Here is a 16,758-nt window from a genome sequence, read left to right as displayed (position 1 = left end):
GCGGTGCCGAATGCGGCAGCGCGAAAGCACGCAGTTGAACTCAATAGGTCAGTTCCGGCAGGTGCCTTCGGTTTTGTGCGGGTGTTGCACACAATCGATCTTTATCGTGCATCGGGAGCGCATGGCTGGGAAGAACTTCGGCGAACGCCATTCAGGCTTTCTTCGCATTTCCAACCCTTGTGTTGAGATCAGGGAATTACAACTCGGGATAATCCGCTCTTGCGGCATAGCCACGTGCAAGGCCATCAGGGAGACATGACGAAAGCCCACCAACATCCTCTTGAAAAGATCCTGGAGAGCCGAATCGCCATCATCGATGGAGCGATGGGCACGACGATCCGCACCTACGGCATGACGGAAGCCGACATTCGCGGAGAGCGCTTCAAGGACTCGAAGAAAGACCTGCTGAACAATGGCGACCTCTTCTCGCTGACCCAGCCGAAGATGATCTGCGATATTCATCGCCGTTTTCTGGAGGCAGGAGCAGACATCATCGAGACGAACACCTTCGGCGCGACCGGTATCACCCAGAGCGAGTTCTTCGTGGACGACCCGCGGGAGCACGGTGGCCGCAAAGATCCTGAGTTTTACCAGAAGATCATCGAAGATAAGTTCCTCAACGACCTGGCCTGGGAGATCAATGAGCAGTCGGCGCGGCAGTGCCGCGAATGGGCCGATAGAACAGGAAACGAGACAGGGCGTCAACGCTTTGTGGCTGGTGCAATCGGGCCGCTGACGGTGTCTCTTTCCAATTCGCCCGATGCCGATGACTCGGGCTTCCGCGTGGTTACTTTCGATCAGGTGAAGGCCGCCTATGTTCAGCAGGTGCGCGCCCTCATCGCCGGAGGCTCCGACCTGCTTCTGGTGGAGACGATCTTCGATTCGCTGAATGCCAAGGCTGCCCTGGTTGCAATCCGCGAGGTGTTCGATCAAGATGGCCTTACTGCAAATAACAAGGAGTTGCCGGTGATGATCTCAGCAGCCGTGGGACGCGGCGGTGAGACGCTGATCTCCGCGCAGACCACCGAGGCGTTCTGGAACGCTGTACAGCATGTGAAGCCGCTGTCGGTGGGGCTCAACTGTTCTCTTGGTCCCGACCTCATGTATCCGTTTCTGGAAGAGCTTTCGGAGAAGGCCAACGTGGCGATCTCGTGCTATCCGAATGCAGGTCTGCCGAACCCTCTCTCCGAGACCGGGTTCGACCTGGGGCCGCAGGACATGGCTCGCTACCTGGGTGACTTCGCACGCGGTGGTCTGATCAACATCGCTGGTGGTTGTTGCGGCAATACCCCTGAGCACATTGCTGCGATTGCAAAAGCCCTTGACGGCAAGGCTCCGCGAGAGTGGGGCGCATGAGCACGGTTACGGAGACGAAGCCGCTCCGCCTATCAGGATCACAGCCCTTCACCCAGCAGTCCGGTGTCTACATCATGATCGGAGAACGGACCAATGTGGCCGGTTCTCCGAAGTTCGCGAAGCTGATCAAGGAAGGCAAGTACGAAGAAGCGGTAAGCATTGCGCGGCAGCAGGTCGAGAACGGCGCGAACGTGATCGACATCTGCATGGACGAGGGCATGATCGACGGCGCTGTCGCCATGACGCGCTTCCTGCAGTTGCTGGGGAGCGAGCCTGAGGTCGCCAAGGTGCCCTTCATGGTGGACTCCTCGAAGTGGGAGGTCATCGAGGCCGGACTCAAGTGCCTGCAGGGCAAGGGCATCGTGAACTCGATCTCGCTGAAAGAAGGCGAGGAAAAGTTCCGGCACAACGCTGCTACGGTGCGCAAGTATGGCGCTGCGGTGGTCGTGATGGCCTTCGACGAACAGGGTCAGGCCGCGACCTATGAGGAGAAGATCCGCATCTGCGAGCGGGCCTATCGCATCCTCGTCGACGAGGTCGGCTTTCCTCCCGAAGACATCATCTTCGACCCGAACATCCTCACGGTTGCCACCGGCATGGAGGAGCACAACAACTACGCCGTTGACTTTATCAACGCGACGCGCTGGATCAAGGCCAACCTGCCGCATGCGAAGGTCAGCGGCGGCGTCTCGAACATCTCGTTCAGCTTCCGAGGTAACAACAAGGTTCGTGAGGCCATGCACTCGGCCTTTCTGTACCACGCCATCGCGGCGGGCATGGACATGGGCATCGTCAATGCCGGCATGCTTGAGGTGTACGAAGAGATTGAGCCGGATCTGAAGGTCCTGGTCGAAGACGTGCTGCTGAACCGCCGTCCCGACGCGACAGAGCGCCTGGTGGAGCACGGCGAAAGGCTGAAGGCTGAGAGCTCGGGCACGGTCCAGGACGAGAAGAAGATTGAAGAGTGGCGCAACGGCACGGTCGAGGAGCGCCTGTCCCACTCGCTGGTCAAGGGGATCGACACCTATATAGACACTGACACGGAAGAGGCGCGTGCGAAGTTGGGCCGTCCTCTGCTGGTGATTGAAGGTCCGTTGATGGATGGCATGGGAGTGGTGGGCGATCTGTTTGGAGCGGGCAAGATGTTCCTGCCCCAGGTCGTGAAGTCCGCCCGCGTGATGAAGAAGGCCGTCGCCTATCTGACGCCGTTCATGGAAGCCGAAAAGGCCGCGATGCTTGCGGCCGGCCAGGAGGTGAAGGCCCAGGGCAAGATCGTGCTGGCCACCGTCAAGGGCGATGTTCACGACATCGGCAAGAACATTGTTGGCGTGGTTCTGGCCTGCAATAACTACGAGGTCATCGACATGGGTGTGATGGTCTCTTCCGAAAAGATCCTCGAACGCGCCAGGGCGGAGAAGGCGGACCTGATCGGCCTCAGCGGCCTGATTACTCCGTCTCTCGACGAGATGGTGCATGTGGCCAAAGAGATGGAGCGCCAGGGCTTCAAGCTGCCGCTGCTGGTCGGCGGGGCGACGACGAGCCGGGCCCATACGGCCGTCAAGATTGCGCCGCACTATAGTGAGCCCGTAGTCCACGTGCTCGACGCGAGCCGCGCGGTGCCCGTGACGACCAGCCTTTTGAGCGAAGACGGTAAAGCAGAGTTCGTGGCGCGGCATCGTGCCGACTACGAGGCGCTCCGTAAGTCGCATGCCTCGCCGCGGCAGAAGACCGTTTCCCTGAATACCGCTCGTTCGCGGCGGACTCCTATCGAGTGGCGGGCGGAAGACCTTGCCGTTCCCGAGTTTACCGGCGTGCGCGTGCTGGACAACTTTCCCCTGGCGACGCTGCGCGAGTATATCGACTGGTCCCCGTTCTTTCATACCTGGGGGTTGAAGGGAATCTATCCCCGTATCTTCGATCACCCGGAGCATGGCGCGCAGGCGCGCCAAGTCTTCACCGAAGGCAATGCGCTGCTGGACACCATCATCGAGCAGAACCTGATTACAGCGCGCGGCGTCTACGGGTTCTTTCCTGCCAGTGCTGTGGGCGATGACGTCGAGTTGTACACGGACGGCAAACGCGGAGAGGTGCTCGATCGGTTCCACTTCCTTCGTCAGCAGGCCAATCGGGAAGGCACGGAACCGTGCCGGTCGCTGGCTGATTTTATTGCGCCGAAGGAGACCGGGCTGTCCGATTACATCGGTGCCTTCGCGGTTACCAGCGGGATCGGCCTCAAGGAGCTGTGCGACCGCTTCAGGGCCGAGAACGATGACTACAACGCGATCATGGCCGAAGCCATCGCCGACCGCCTGGCCGAAGCCTTCGCCGAATGCCTGCACAAGCGGGTGCGCGATGAATGGGGTTACGGACGTGCAGAGGGCCTGAGCCCGGCGGAGCTGATCCAGGAGAAGTATCGAGGGATCAGGCCTGCTCCGGGATACCCCGGGTGCCCGGACCACACGGAGAAGGGAACGCTCTGGCAGCTGCTCGACGTGCAGGCGAACACCGGCATGCAGATTACGGAGTCGTTTGCGATGTGGCCCGGTTCGAGCGTGAGTGGAATCTATTTTGCGCACCCGGAGTCGCGGTACTTCAGCCTGGGCAAGATAGATCGCGATCAGGTCGTCGACTATCACAAGCGCAAAGGGATGAGCATTGCTGAGGTCGAGCGGTGGCTTGGGCCGAACCTGAACTACGAGCCTGCGGAATAATCTTATGCAGCACAAACACTGAACGCGGCCCACAGGGGCCGCGTTCAGTGTTTGTGCTGGTTGTTTCGATGACTCGTTTCCCGGAGTCAAAGCGATCTGTATATCTCGCTAGACGGCCTTGCGCTGGAACGAAGTCTTCTTCGTGCCGGCAAACGAGGCTTTCGCCTTATTGAACGACGACACAGATGCTCCGGGAAGAGGTTTGGCACCACTCTTTACGTGGGCAGCCTTTTCGCGTGCGGACTGGAGCTTCTGTGCTGCCCGGCTCAGTCCGCCTACTTTTACTCCGCCTGTTTTGGGGATGAAATCACTCATAGTGAAATTTTCTCATGTTAGCGTAGTTAGTCCTATAGTTTGTTGAATCATGAGGATCATCAGCGCCGTGCAAAGCGCGTTCCCTTGACGCTTTAGCGTCAGGGAGGCGGAGGGAGCAGGGGCCTTTAGGCCCCTGAATTCAAGGATTGGAAGGATGTGGCCTTTAGGCCCGGGCCTTCTATTCGGCTGCGAACAAAAGGCCCGGGGCTAAAGCCCGATTCTTACCTAGCCCTTGATTCCGTAGCCTAAAGGCTACAGCTCCCTCCGTTTCTCTGACGCTAAAGCGTCAGAGAACACGCTTCGCGCTATGGGTAACCGCATAGAATCTTCAACGAACGAAAGACTCAGAACGCTAACGCAGAACGCTATCCAGTGCCGGCTCCTTCGCATCGGGCATCTGCAGCCCAAGGATCTTCGCGATCGTCGGCGTCACCTGGAGATTCGTGACGGAATCCAGTTTGACTCCGGATTTAATCGCTGCTCCAGAGGCTACAAAGAGGGCCTGCATGTCGGACATCGTATTCAGGTAGCCATGCTGGCCGCGGGGTGGATTCGTCTTCGTCAGCTCACCGCTGGTGTCGTCATCAAAGGAATAATCCGGCGAGGCCGTGAGATAGAGCTGAGGGGCCTGATCGGTAGCGGTGTCGGATGGAATGCCGATTGACCTCGCCTCTTCATTCGTGTAAACGTGATCGATCCCCTGGATGCCCTCGAAGTAGGACTTTAGCTTCGGGATCAGCTCCGCACGACGGCTGGCATTGCGAATATAGACTCCGGCAGCTCCGCCTTCGGCTTTGACCCATACGTCTCCTGCATAATCCTTGTCCTGCTTGTGGAGAAGGCCTTGCTGAATGAGAGCTACGTTGGGACTGAGGGTATGGGTATAGGTGGTGAACCCATGATCGGAGAGGATAAAGAAAGTGGTCCGATCGAGTGCGCCCGCCTTGCGCACAGCCTCAACGACCCGGCTCAGGCAATCGTCGGCATAGGCATAGGCCGCATAAGACGCAGGCGTAAGGGGCGCGTACTCGTGCTGGATGGAGTCCGTCTGCAGGAGGTGGATCAGCATCAGGTTGGGTGTGTGCTTTTCGATGATGTCCACGGCTGCGTCCGTCCAGATCTTGTCACGCCAGGCGGAGCTGCTGTCGTCGAATTGCTTCAGTTGCTCGGGCGTAAGGAGACCGCGGGCCACCAGATCCTGAGGGGTAGAGTCACGCATGTCGGGACTCTCTCCGAACTGCCAGTTCACACCCTTTGCGCCATAGATGGCGACCCAGTCGACTTGGCCTGTCGTAAGACCCTTGTCAGCAGCGGCTTCGTAGAGCGTGCGCGCGTGCACTAACTTCGCTTTGTCCGTCCAGGGCTCAACCTCGGGCGCGGTTCCATTCGCTGGAAACGTGAGCAGACCATTGACCATGACGAAGTGCCGGCTGGCGTTGACGCCGGTCACAATAGCGGTGTGGTTGGGCCAGGTTACCGTAGGGTTGATCGGCCGCATTCCTGTAGCGACGGCTCCGGAGGCTGCGAGGGCACGCAGCGTGGGCATCGGCAGGCGGGGATCCTGGAGCGCGCGTGCAGGGAAGCCATCGATCGTAACGACGACCACAATCGGTTTCTTTGCGTGAGAGCCGGACGTCGATTGTGCTGCACTGGGCCTGGTGATGTGCCCGACGAGAAGGGCACACAGAAGCAAACGGCAAAGAGGTTTCATCAAAACGGGGCTGGTCCTTTTTATCTGAGACGGGGATAAATATGAAGAGTATTCATGCTGCTGGCTGAGATCAATCGGCGGGGAGGGATGCTGGAAGGCAACCCTCCCCGCCGGTTGGATTAGAACTGCAACTTCAAGCCGAACTGAAGCTGCCGGGGTTGGTTGTTCTGCGAGGTGATCTCGCCGAACGAGGCATCGTTTACGCCCGTATCCGGTCCGGCGAACTGGACATGATTGAAGGCATTGAACAGCTCTGTGCGGAACTGTACCTTGAGACGGTTGATGGTCGCAAAGTCCTTGATGAGAGACAGGTCCGTGCTGTTCAACCCAGGAGCGCGCAGGCTGCTATAGTACGCCGGTCCATTGCCCAGAGCGAAGGGGTTGGTGGCGTTACCGGGCTGGCTGAAGTCTGCCGTGTTGAAGTACTTGCTCAGACGCTGATGAATGCTGCCGTGGAGCGCGGCATTCTGGCCGTTGGTGTTGGCATACAGCGTCTGAAAGTCGAAGTTGGAGAGGTTGTTGGTCGCAGAGATCTGGAGCGGCGTGCCTCCCTGCAAGGTTGTAATGCCGTTCACCTGCCATCCGCCGGCGAAGACATCTCCCAGGCGCGACATGTTTCCGCCGAAAGCTTTTCCACGTCCGAAGGGCAGTTGGTAGATGTAGCTCATGATGAAGCGTTGATGGATGTCCTGCGAGCTGATCGCATAGTCAGCCATAGGATTGAAGCTGTCCTGATGGTTCGTTCCGTTGTCGAAGTTCTTCGCCCACACATAAGAGCCCTGGAACTGCAGTCCCGAGGCCATACGCTTGGACAGACGCAGTTGCAAGCCATCGTACTGATCGTTGCCGCCGGAGAGAAACAGTGGAAGGACACTCGTATATTGCGAGTACTTCCTCAGCAGCTGCGCGCGGTTGGTCGTCGGTCCGGTCAAGGCTCCGCTTGAGATGGAGCCGAAGTAAGGATTGGTTACGACGTCATTCAGGTGCGAGCCAAGAGCAAGATCCGCCTGGGGAAGCTGATCGAAATCGATACCACCCTCACGACTCTGCTGCTGCTTGCGGCCACGGTTGCCGACGTAGGCGATGTCGAAGGTCGTCTCATACGGCAGACTCTGTTCGACGTCCAGGTTCCACTGCACGACGTACGGTGTGGGAGTGTTCTGAATCGCGCCTTCGATCTGGCCGCCTACACCGGTCAGGAGTCCCTGCGAGGAGCCGGGAGGTGTCTGGAAGCCTTGCGGGAAGGGGTTGTCGAGTGTGTTGGAAGGCGTAATGCCATCGCTGTTGGCCGTGCTGATCCAGTTGTTCTGCACGCGGAAGCCATACGGCCCGACCGTGCCGGCCGCAGCCTGCGCGGACGGCCCGTAGACGATAGCTGCTCCGCCGTGAATGACCGTCGACTTCTGTGCCGTATAGGCGAATCCAAAGCGAGGTGCGAGGTTGTTGGCGTCGATGTGGTACTGGTGACGGCTAACACCATTGACACCCACGAAGACCAGTCCACCCTGCAGACCTTGAACATTCGAGGACAGAGGAGAGGAGACGGTCGGATCGAAGTAGTTCATCCGATTGAAGCGTTCCGTGCGTGGGGTGTCGAGGTCATAGCGCAGGCCGAGGTTGAGTGTGAGCTTGTTGGTGACACGCCAATCGTCCTGTACGTACTCTGCGAGGTAGTAGCTCTGCGAGGCGTCGTCTTTGTAGGCCTGGATGAGATCGCCGGTACCGGTGCCGAGCAGCATCGAAGCCAGGCCGTTGCCGGCGTTTGCGCTGGCGGCGTTCGGGTTCGGTCCGCCTGTGAAGGTCGTGCCGAAGGTGAAGTTGCCGGAGCTGTCCGCGCTCTCATGGTCGTTCACGCGAATGAGCCGGCCATCGAAGCCGATCTTGATCGTGTGAGATCCACGCACCAGGGTGAGAGAGCCGGGAAGGCTGTAGGTCATAAAGGCGTTATGCCGGTTGCCGTTGTTGCCCAGACCGACATAGCCTGCCGGAGAGAAGACAGGGAACAACGCCGTTGCGCCCGGAGCAGCGTTGAAGGAGGCAGGTAGGCCAAGCGTTGTGGCTTGGAAGCCGAGACTGTTGTTCAGGTAGTTGTAGAGCGTCCGGGCGAAGCCGAGGCGGACGTCCAGGATGGTGCGGGCATTGGGCGTAGCGGTGTAGCCCAGGGTGAGACCACGGTCGAAGTCCTGGTTGTTGATGAGTCCCTCTGCAACGGCATCCGCAGCGGGGAAGAGTGGATTGGGGTTGTCCTGGTAGAAACGATCGGAGTAGCGTCCGAAGATTCTCTGTTTATCGCTGATCGTGTGGTCGATGCGGATGTCCCAGGCATTGATCGCGTTGACGATGCTGCCGGTCGCAAAGTAGTTATTCGCGTTAGTGACCGGGTCGCCCGGAACGTTGGGAAGCGGATAATACGCCAGCGCCTTTTGCGCGACCTGGCTCATCAGCGCCGTGGGAATCTTGTTGCCCGCGAAGGGGTCGCGGATAGAACCCATGCCGCTAGGGTTGGGACGGGTCGTAAACGGGTTGTAGATCGTGATCAGTTGTTTATTAGCGCCAAGGGTCTGCGAGAAGTCTCCCGAGCGCTGGGCCAGGGTGGGAACCGTCGCGGTCAGGGTGTTGAAGTCATCCTCGCGCAGCAGTTCGGTGGAGAGCAGGAAGAAGGTGCGGTTCTTGAAGATCGGCCCGGTCAAGGTGCCACCGAACTGGTTGCGCCGGAAGGGCGGGAGGGGCGTGCCGTGCTGCTTGGAAAAGTAATTGTTGGCGTCCAGGTCGGAGTTGCGAATGAACTCGAACGCTGACCCGTGGAACTGGTTCGTTCCCGATTTGAAGACCACGTTCAGAATGCCGTCGAGGCTGCGGCCGTATTCGGCGGGATAGTTCTGGGCCATGAGACGGAACTCACCGATGGCGTCCACCGAAGGAAAGATGCCGATGCCGGAGTTGCCGTTGACGGTGGGAAAGCCTGCCGGGGTTCCGTCGACGAGAACATCCGTGTATCCCTGGCGGCCGCCGTCGACCGCGTAGCTCACAGCGTTGTAGTCGTTGCCGACCGAACCGGCGAAACCGGGGGCGAGCTCGAGCAGGTCGTAGGGGTTGCGCGTGTTGAGGGGCAGGCTCCGGATCGAGGTGCCGTTGACCTCGTCGCTGACGACCGACGAGACCGTGTCCAGGTTGAAGACGTCGGCATCGACGGTCACGGTCTGCTGTACCTGCCCGACCTTGAGCATCACATCCTGGCTCGCGTGCTGTCCGAGATCAAGCCGGATTCCACGCTGATCGTAGCTTTCAAAACCTGCCGCCTGGATTTGTAGGGTGTAGGTACCGGGAGGGAGGTTGAGCAGCGAGTACTCTCCCTTGTCATTGGATGTTTGAACCGTACGTGCATTCGTCGCGATGTTGGTTGCGGTGACGGTCGCACCGCCCAGGGTTGAGCCTGCGCCATCGCGTACGACTCCGAGAAGGCTGGCGCCCGTATCCTGCCCGAACATCGGGAAGGAGAGCAACACCAGAACGAGCACGCTCAGGTAACGGAGCCATTTTAGACTTCTGTCTTTCATTGAAAGGTATCCTCCACTAGCCAGAAAAAGATCATTGAGTTTCAGTTTGGGAACGTTAGCGAGACGGAAATCTCTCCGGTTCGCCCTTTTGAACCTAGCCGAGGCCTTTCGGAATCCTTCAGTGATTTCTCGGAGATTTCCTGTCGCTTCACTGGCGGCTGAAGAAAAGAAAGGGGTGTACTGAAGGCCAGAGAACCGCTAACCATCGGGGTGAAACGAAGGTGATTTACCGAAATGTAACCGTCAGGCGGGTACAGTAATGGAGGCGTAACTGAAGGAAAGTGATGACGAAGGAGACTTCTGCGGGGCTGCTGGAGGAAAACGGCGAAGGCGATAGATTGCCGGGAAAAGATCCTCGTTATCAGCTGGTCGAGCGTATTCTCGCTACTCCCGACTTTGTCCGCTCTCCGCAGATCTCGAAGTTTCTCTCCTATATCTGTACGGCTACCTTCGAGAACCCAGGGCGGAATCTCAGCGAACAGCATATTGGGGTTGAGGTCTTCGGGCGCGAGCCTGACTACGACTCGGCGGCCGATACCATCGTTCGTTCTCATGCGCTTCGCCTGCGCCGCCGTCTCGAGCAGTACTTCCAGAAGGCTGGTAGAGGCGAATCCCTCCACCTTGTGATTCCCAAAGGGAGCTATACCCCTGTCTTCCTGCCTGCTCCAGAGCAGCGTTCTCCCGTGGGTGCTGGTCTCGTTGGTGCCGGAGAGATTGGATCTGTAGCGGACGAGGTTGCGCTGGAGAGGTTCGAGGCTCAACCTCCCGTGACGTTCAGATCAGTCTCTGAACGGCCAGGCGGACCCCGGCTGGAGCGTGAAGTAGTAGGGAAGCCGTTGGCTTCGTCCCCTCTCGGGTTTCTGCGCCAGACGCCCATTGTCTGGCGCTACCGTTTCCTGACCTTGTTCCTGGTGATCCTGTCCGCAGCCGTCAGTGTTGCGTTTACGCTGCATATGCGAACGCACTTTCAGCGCAATCGCCGGCATCTTCTCTGGTCCCGGCTCTTTACTGAAGACCGGCCTACGCAGCTTGTGCTGGGGGATTCGGGACTGGTTCTCTTTCATGCAGTGACGAAGCAGTACGTAAGCCTGCACGATTATCTGAGTAAGGACTACAGTAAGCAGCTCCCCTTCGTCGAACGCGTGGATCCAGCGTTTCGCGTGACTCCACAGTTTGCAGAGTTTCTGCTGGGGCGCCGCTACACCAGCATGGTCGACGCGACCACGCTCTCCCGTCTGGTCCGTCTGCCCGAGGCCATTCCGGAACGGACACTGATTCACTACAGCCGCGACATGCACATCGAGGATTTCAACTCCGACAACGTCATCATGATCGGAGCGCAGGAAGCTGTTCCCTGGGTGGAGCTCTTTGAAAAGCACATGGACTTCGTCTTCAGCACGGACAATCCCGATAAGCATGCCAGCTTCCTCAATCGGAACCCGCAGGCCGAAGAGGTCAAGGAGTACAGCTCCTACACTCCTGTGACGAGCACGAAGGTCTATGGCGTCATCGCCTTTCTGCCAAATCTGAGTGGCAATGGAAATGTGCTGATCGTCGAGGGGCTATCGATGGTTGGAACGGAGGCGGCCATCGACCTGGTCACCGAGGACGATCGCATCCTGCCCATGCTGCAAAATATCCGCAAGCCTGACGGATCGATTCCGCACTTCGAGATGTTGATCGAGAGCGACACGCTGGGCGAAGGCGCGGGTCCAGCGCGAGTGGTAGCTCTTCACTTGCACGAGTAGGTTATTCCGGCCCGATGATCGCTAACCACACAGCGCGAAGCGCCAACCGCGACGCTTTAGCGTCGCGGTTCGGAGGGAGCCGTAGCCTTTAGGCTACGGAATTCAGGCTTAGGAAAGATGTGGCCTTTAGGCCCGGGCCTTCTTTCGGCTGCGAACAAAAGGCCCGGGGCTAAAGCCCGATTCTCGCCAGCCCCTTTATTCCGTAGCCTTAAAGGCTACGGCTCCCTCCGCCCCATGACGCTGAAGCGTCATGGTTTGCGCTTCGCGCTATATTGTGACCGAATAGCCTGGGCTCAACGTATTAGAGGGCACATCACCCTAAGCTCCCACTTCCTCCGCTTCAGACTCTGCAATCTTCGAGAGCACTTCGCTTTCGAAGATCTCGCAGGCCCGCACGAGCGGGCGTTCGGAGGCAAAGCCACGCTTTAGCTGCAGCGCGCGTTCGCGATACGCGGGGTCGCCCAGTACCTTGACGATCAGCTCGCGCAGAGCCTCCGCGCTGAGCTGATCGAGAGCAATCACCTCGCCGGTCTGCGTGTACCGGATGCGTGCCGCTACTCCGGGCTGATCGTTCGTCACTGGGATGGCGACCATCGGCACGCCATGCGTCAATGACTCAAGAGCCGTGTTGAGGCCGGCGTGCGTGATGCACAGAGCAGCGCGCTCGAGAATCTCCGGTTGTGGCGCGTACGGTACGACGATGGCGTTTGCAGGAAGCTCGCCCAGCTCCGTGGTCGTAAGTACACCACCGCCGAGCGAGAGCACTAGCTGTGCATCAAGTCCCACACACGCTGTGGCAATCGCGCGGAAGGCCCAGTCCAGACCGTTCTGCAGCGTCCCCATGGAGGCATAGATCAGAGGGCGTCCATCGAGTTGTTCCCAGGGGAACTGCAACGGCTGACGGGCAGCGGCATGCAGCAGAGGGCCCGCGTAATAAAAGTTCTCCGGCAACTCCTTGCGAGGCAGATCGAAGGCCTGGGGCTGGTTGGCAATCTGTGCCAGCGGCGAGAAGCTGTCTTCGAGCACGTCGTTGTACGGTTCAAGGCCCCAGAGGGCGCGTTGTGCGTTGTCGCACTCGCGCCACGGAGTAAAGGCTTGTGCAATCTGCTTCCAGCCTGCAGCGTTGCGGGCTTCTGCGGCGGCCGTCTCTTCGTAGCTCCAGGGCAGGGTTGGAGGCGGAACACCGTCCTCGTGGTTCACCGCCAGGGCGTTCGCCAGTGAGGCGTAGGGCAGACCGAGATGCTGGGCCACCGTTGCGCCGCCGGGAAAGAGCTGATCGATGACCAGGGCATCGATCTTTGCCTCTGTGATGGATTGAGGCAGCTCACGGAAACTCACCCCTGCCTGCACCAGCATGCGTTCCATAAAGTACTGGAAGCCTTCAATCCCTTTCAGCTTGCCGATCTTGTCGAAGATCTGCTTGAGTGCGCCTGCCGGATACTCCGTCGATCCATAGGGAACAAAGTCCAGCCCAAGCTCGGTGATCTTGCGAGCGTTGTCGATCATATTGAAGAAGACCGGTTCATGGCCGCGATCCTGCAGTGCCTTCGCCAGCGCCATGGTGGGGTTGAGATGTCCTGTTGCATATAAACACAAGAAGCCAATGCGTGCCAAAATTACCCTCCGGACACAAAAATGCACCCATCTTTAACGTACAGAACGGGAGTTAGCAAAACTTGTCAGAAGAATGTCATCAGTTTTATGCGCAGGAGGACGGATGACACGGGGCGCGGACCACTGCAACAATTGAGACAAGGAACATCCCATTCCGGAAGGGAAGAGTGACAACCTTGCGTGTGATGGGAGGCCTTTATCTCTTATTTATAGTGGTAAGTACCTATGTCGAAACGCGAATTTCAGACCGAAGTCAGTCAACTGCTGCAACTCATCATCCACTCGCTCTACTCCCATCCAGAGATCTTCCTGCGCGAGCTCATCTCCAACTCCTCTGACGCCCTGGACAAGCTTCGCCACCTGACCCTGACCGATGATGTCTTCAAGGGCCTTGCCTTCGATCCGCGGATCGACCTGGAGCTCGACGAGGCGAACAAGACTCTTACGATCGCCGATACCGGCATCGGCATGAATGAAGAGGATCTGGTCGCGCACCTTGGCACCATCGCGCGCTCCGGCACCAAGAACTTCCTCTCCCAGCTCTCCGGCGATGCCAAGAGAGACTCGAACCTCATCGGTCAGTTCGGCGTTGGGTTCTACAGCGCCTTCATGGTCGCCGATCGCGTTGAGGTGGTCTCCCGCAAGGCGGGTGAAGAACTGGCCTGGCGCTGGACCAGCGATGGCAAGACGGGCTTCGATATTGAGCCCGCGGAACGCCTGGTCGCCGGCACCACCGTAACGCTTCACTTCAACGAAGAAGGCGAGCAGTACGCCAATAGCTGGCGTCTGCAGGAGGTCGTGAAGAAGTACTCCAACCACATCGCCTTCCCGATCTTTCTTACCTACGATAAGAGCGAGTGGAACGACGCCGAGAAGAAGTCGGAGAAGACCCGCACGACCGAACAGGTCAACGCGGCCAGCGCTCTGTGGCGCCGCCCTAAAAACGAGCTCACAGAGACGGACTACAAGGAACTCTACAAGTCCATCTCGGGCGATTGGGAAGACCCTCTCTTCTGGTTCCACACCAAGGCCGAAGGCAGCCTCGACTACACGACGCTCTTCTACATACCCGCCAAGGCTCCTCTCGATCTCTACCAGGCTGAATACAAGACCGGCGTAAAACTCTACGTCAAACGCGTCTTCATCATGGACGATGCCAAGGAACTTCTACCGTCCTACCTGCGCTTCGTTCGCGGCATCATCGACAGTGAAGATCTTCCCCTCAACGTCAGCCGCGAGATCCTGCAGCAGAATCGCGTGCTCACCAGCATCCGCACGGCCAGCGTGAAGAAGATCCTCTCGGAGTTGAAGAACATCGCTGCCAACCAGCCCGAGCAGTATCTGAAGTTCATCGCTGAGTACAACCGTCCCCTTAAGGAAGGTCTGTACAGCGACTTCGCCAACCGCGAGACCCTGCTCGACCTGATTCGCTTTAAGTCCACCAAGGTGGAAGGCCTCACCAGTCTTGCTGATGTGAAGTCGCGCATGAAGGAAGGTCAGAAGAGCCTCTACTATATCACCGGTGGTGCTGAGTCCCTGCTGCGTACCTCGCCGCTGCTTGAGATCTACAAGAAGAAGGATCTCGAAGTCCTCATTCTCGATGACGACATCGACGAGATCGTCTTCTCCGGCGTCGAGAAGTACGGCGAGATCGATCTCAAGGCTGTGAACAAGGCTTCTACCAGCGAAGATCTACAGGATGAGGCAGAGCCCGACAAGGCCGAGACCCTCAAGCCGCTGCTCGACAAGCTGAAGGCCACGCTCGGAGATCGAGTGAAAGAGGTACGGGCCTCCGTGCGGTTGGCGGACAGCCCCTCCTGCATCGTCTCGGATGAAGCGGAGCCCTCCATGAAGATGCAGCAGATGTTGCGCGCCATGGGGCAAAAGGACATTCCTGCCCTGAAGCCTACGCTTGAGATCAACCCCGATCACGAGATCGTCAAGAAGCTGCTGGCGCGTCCGGACGATGTCACGACCGAGGATGCCGCATGGTTGCTCTTCGATCAGGCTCTTCTGATGGAAGGGGTGCCGCTGCCGGACCCTGCCCTCTTCGTGCAGCGCCTCAACCGCATCCTTAACCTTTCCATTTAGCCCGTTCCCCGCCGGCTGCGTATTCGCACGCAGCCGGCGGGTTTGATTGACGAAAGTTCTATATCGCTTTACCGCGAAAGAGATAGATCAATTCAATGACCAGGATGACCACGACTGTTACTTCCAGGAAGAATGCCCGGCTCTGATTGAACTGGTCCACCATGAAGCGATATAGCTCCTCGGCGGTGCGTATTTTCTGGGTTACCAGGTCCTTGTAGTCAGGCACACCTACTTTTGCTGCTGCCAATTTATAAAGACGAGCCGCAAACATATCGCTGAGAAACTTGATGGCATTATCGGCACGCTCTGTCAGCTCCGCTACGTCGAGCAGGACTGTATGCAGCCGGGTTGCGGATCTTGCCAGACGCCATCTTGCAAAGAGTCCTGTGCCTTCATCTAGCAGCAGATACACGCGTTCGAGCTCTGCGGTAAGCAGATCGTCATAGTGCCGAAAATCAAGTAGCTGCGAGTTGGCGTACTCGAGTAACTGGATAGCCGTCTGAGCTCCCGAGGTGCTGTCGTAGAGGAACGCGGCATTCCATCCGATCACGGTCAGGTCGTTGGCGTAATAGGAGATGCGCGATTGCAGAACTTCATTGCACTCGCTCTCAGCCAGTTTCCCGGTGTCTCCGCGAACCACCTGTGCGATGCGCGGACCATGTTGCTGGATGATATCCGTGACGGAAGGGGAACCGTCGATCTCGCGGATATGAAAGATCAGGTAGTCTTCGCTCAGCCATTTTTTGTAGGGCTTGATCAGTGCAGGTCCGGCATGTTCCAGCCGGCCGCGCACGATCTCGGTTGCCTGCTCGGCGAAGTCGACTTCCCATACCCACCGGCTGGCGAGACCTGTCAGCTTGTCCCACCCTCCGGTAAATGGAAGCTCGAAGACTACGCTCAAGACGCCGTAGTCGTAATACTTAATCTCTCCCTGGAGCCGCTCTCCGCTTTCCAGCACGAGGCTCTCCAGCGGCTCTACCACCGGGGGTCTCTGATAGCGGACAGATCCAGGTGCGGGACGCTTCTGCGGGAGCGGGGTGACGGTACGGGCGCGGATGAGTTCGCGCAACTGGTCGAGGCGAATGGCCTCGCACACGTCAAACTGCAACAACACCAGAACCGATCCTTGCAGGGTCACTTCAGTGGACTGTGCTGCGATATCCGGCATGATGGGATCATCTTATCGTGCTGACATAAAGCTCATATGGATAAGCTCCTCTGCTTGCATCCAACGGGGCTTGGGGTGAAGTCGAACGATGCAAGTAGTTTTGTTGCAGCACTGTCTCGTTAAGGGCATGGCTTCAGCCATGCCGCAAAAACCGGGCCGAAGGCCCGTACCGCTCTGCCGAAGGCCGGAGTGAAGCCCGTAGGGCGCAACGACTGAATTGCTTTCTTTGGTCGTGGCGAGAAAAGCTTCCTCAACCACGGATACATCTGCGGTGAACCCCATACAGTCTTGGCCGCAGCAAGGAAAGCAATTCAGTCGCTCCGGCTACGCCGCCACTCCAGCCTTCGGCAGAGCGGTACTGTCTCTCACTCCGGCTTTTGCGGCACGGTTGAACAGGTTGCGGAAAAAAGGGAGTTGCGCTTCTCTATTGATTAAATTATTGAAGAGAGATGCGTGGCGACGATAAGCAGCAGTTTGGAGTTTTTAG

9 protein-coding genes are annotated in these 16,758 nt (G+C 58.3%); 4 read left to right on the top strand and 5 right to left on the bottom strand.

Going from position 1 to position 16,758, the window contains the following annotated elements:
- Positions 1 to 255: 255 nt before the first annotated feature.
- Both HDF15_RS23840 and metH read left to right on the top strand, forming a co-directional pair.
- Positions 256 to 1,356: a homocysteine S-methyltransferase family protein gene (locus HDF15_RS23840; RefSeq protein WP_184260407.1), complete on the top strand. Its 1,101-nt coding sequence runs from the start codon at positions 256 to 258 to the stop codon at positions 1,354 to 1,356.
- A complete protein-coding gene (metH, locus tag HDF15_RS23835) occupies positions 1,353 to 4,067 on the top strand; it encodes a methionine synthase (RefSeq protein WP_184260404.1) in 2,715 nt (904 codons plus the stop codon). Before HDF15_RS23840 ends, metH begins: the two co-directional genes overlap by 4 nt.
- A gap of 108 nt (positions 4,068 to 4,175) precedes the next feature.
- Here metH and HDF15_RS23830 read toward each other — a convergent pair whose 3' ends face one another.
- The 3 genes from HDF15_RS23830 to HDF15_RS23820 form a co-directional block, all read right to left on the bottom strand.
- Positions 4,176 to 4,382, bottom strand: coding sequence for a hypothetical protein (locus HDF15_RS23830; RefSeq protein ID WP_184260401.1), 207 nt, complete (start codon positions 4,380 to 4,382; stop codon positions 4,176 to 4,178).
- Positions 4,383 to 4,734: 352 nt separating this feature from the next.
- Complete coding sequence (locus tag HDF15_RS23825) at positions 4,735 to 5,988, bottom strand: ectonucleotide pyrophosphatase/phosphodiesterase (RefSeq protein ID WP_311733195.1); 1,254 nt, start codon at positions 5,986 to 5,988, stop codon at positions 4,735 to 4,737.
- Positions 5,989 to 6,212: 224 nt separating this feature from the next.
- Positions 6,213 to 9,650: a TonB-dependent receptor gene (locus HDF15_RS23820; RefSeq protein WP_184260395.1), complete on the bottom strand. Its 3,438-nt coding sequence runs from the start codon at positions 9,648 to 9,650 to the stop codon at positions 6,213 to 6,215.
- A gap of 284 nt (positions 9,651 to 9,934) precedes the next feature.
- Between HDF15_RS23820 and HDF15_RS23815 the strand changes: the two genes are divergently transcribed.
- Complete coding sequence (locus tag HDF15_RS23815; RefSeq protein ID WP_184260392.1) at positions 9,935 to 11,398, top strand: hypothetical protein; 1,464 nt, start codon at positions 9,935 to 9,937, stop codon at positions 11,396 to 11,398.
- A gap of 318 nt (positions 11,399 to 11,716) precedes the next feature.
- Here the strand turns inward: HDF15_RS23815 and HDF15_RS23810 are convergent, their stop codons facing one another.
- Positions 11,717 to 13,012: a glycosyltransferase gene (locus HDF15_RS23810; protein WP_184260389.1), complete on the bottom strand. Its 1,296-nt coding sequence runs from the start codon at positions 13,010 to 13,012 to the stop codon at positions 11,717 to 11,719.
- A gap of 225 nt (positions 13,013 to 13,237) precedes the next feature.
- Between HDF15_RS23810 and htpG the strand changes: the two genes are divergently transcribed.
- Entirely contained in the window at positions 13,238 to 15,103 is a 1,866-nt protein-coding gene (gene htpG / locus HDF15_RS23805; RefSeq protein WP_184260386.1) for a molecular chaperone HtpG, read from the top strand.
- Between the two features lie 58 nt (positions 15,104 to 15,161).
- Here the strand turns inward: htpG and HDF15_RS23800 are convergent, their stop codons facing one another.
- Positions 15,162 to 16,271 carry a hypothetical protein gene (locus HDF15_RS23800; RefSeq protein WP_184260383.1) on the bottom strand — a complete coding sequence of 370 codons (1,110 nt, stop codon included), beginning with the start codon at positions 16,269 to 16,271 and terminating at the stop codon, positions 15,162 to 15,164.
- Positions 16,272 to 16,758: the final 487 nt, after the last annotated feature.

This window comes from Granulicella mallensis (assembly GCF_014203225.1).
GTDB classification, from domain to species: Bacteria; Acidobacteriota; Terriglobia; order Terriglobales; family Acidobacteriaceae; genus Granulicella; species Granulicella mallensis_A.
The sequence above is the reverse complement of the archived record's forward strand: the minus strand, read 5'-3'. Positions and strand labels throughout refer to the sequence as shown.

Coding starts and splice junctions, on each gene's coding strand:
- HDF15_RS23820 (WP_184260395.1), bottom strand. CDS start 9,650: ATGAAAGACAGAAGTCTAAAATGGCTCCGTTACCTGAGCGTGCTCGTT.
- HDF15_RS23840 (WP_184260407.1), top strand. CDS start 256: ATGACGAAAGCCCACCAACATCCTCTTGAAAAGATCCTGGAGAGCCGA.
- metH (WP_184260404.1), top strand. CDS start 1,353: ATGAGCACGGTTACGGAGACGAAGCCGCTCCGCCTATCAGGATCACAG.
- HDF15_RS23815 (WP_184260392.1), top strand. CDS start 9,935: ATGACGAAGGAGACTTCTGCGGGGCTGCTGGAGGAAAACGGCGAAGGC.
- htpG (WP_184260386.1), top strand. CDS start 13,238: ATGTCGAAACGCGAATTTCAGACCGAAGTCAGTCAACTGCTGCAACTC.
- HDF15_RS23800 (WP_184260383.1), bottom strand. CDS start 16,271: ATGCCGGATATCGCAGCACAGTCCACTGAAGTGACCCTGCAAGGATCG.
- HDF15_RS23830 (WP_184260401.1), bottom strand. CDS start 4,382: ATGAGTGATTTCATCCCCAAAACAGGCGGAGTAAAAGTAGGCGGACTG.